Source organism: Mesorhizobium australafricanum (assembly GCF_033977265.1).
Taxonomy (GTDB): Bacteria; Pseudomonadota; Alphaproteobacteria; order Rhizobiales; family Rhizobiaceae; genus Mesorhizobium; species Mesorhizobium australafricanum.
The window spans coordinates 1-917 of sequence record NZ_JAVIIT010000064.1; the positions used below are offsets into that span (position 1 = coordinate 1).

Sequence of the window (917 nt, forward strand, 5' to 3'; positions counted from 1 at the left end):
ATGTCATCGTGGTTTCGCCTGCATGACCGATCGAATGGCGTTTGCGGCCGCGTCTACATCGTCATCGCTGACGAGATAGTGGAGGACAGCGCGAACGACGCCTTCGCGGAGAGTGCCCAGCCGCACACCCCTCTGCGACAGCTTGGCCAGGAACTCTGGGACCGACAGACCTTCCCATTCGAGCCGGAAGAACACCATGTTCGTGTCAATGATTGGGGGCTCGAGGCGGATACCGGGAATGTAGCGAATCTTCTCCGCCAGCAACTGCGCGCGCCGGTGATCTTCGATTAGCCGGTCCACCATAGTTTGAAGCGCCACGATACCCGCGCTGGCCATGAAGCCAGCTTGGCGGAGACCGCCTCCCACAAGCTTCCGATAGCGTCTCACCCGCTCGATGAAGGGCCGCGATCCGCACACCATCGAGCCGAATGGCGCGGCGAGTCCTTTCGACAGGCTGAACATGATCGAATCGACATCCTCCGCCATCTCCGACGGCGTCCTGTTCGAGGCGATCGCCGCGTTGAAGATGCGGGCGCCAAGCGGCAGGCTGTGCTCATCGGCAAGCTCGCGCACCTCCTTGATACAAGACCCAGGCAGGACGCGCCCGCCACGTTGACAATGCGGGTTCTCCAGCACAATCGCCCCGGGCGGCGCGCATTGATAATCGCTCTTGTCGCGGATCGCCGACCGCAGGTTCTCCAACGACAGCCGTCCGTCAGCTTCCGTCGACACGGGGTGCAGGACGAGACCGCCCACCACCGAAACGCTGCCGGCCTCGAAGTCATAGAGATCAGAGCGGTCGCCGACGATCCCCTCTTGGCCGCGGGAACAATGCGCAAGCAGAGCGACAAGATTTCCTTGACATCCGCTCGACATGAAAGCCGCGTCTTCCTTGCCCAACATTTCGGCAGCCAACG

Annotated in this window: 1 protein-coding gene; it reads right to left on the bottom strand. The window is 62.1% G+C overall.

Annotation, left to right across the window (positions count from 1 at the left end):
- Nucleotides 1–3 precede the first annotated feature (3 nt).
- Nucleotides 4–917: GntG family PLP-dependent aldolase (locus tag RFM98_RS31180; RefSeq protein ID WP_320312295.1), on the bottom strand; the 914-nt coding region annotated here is incomplete at its 5' end.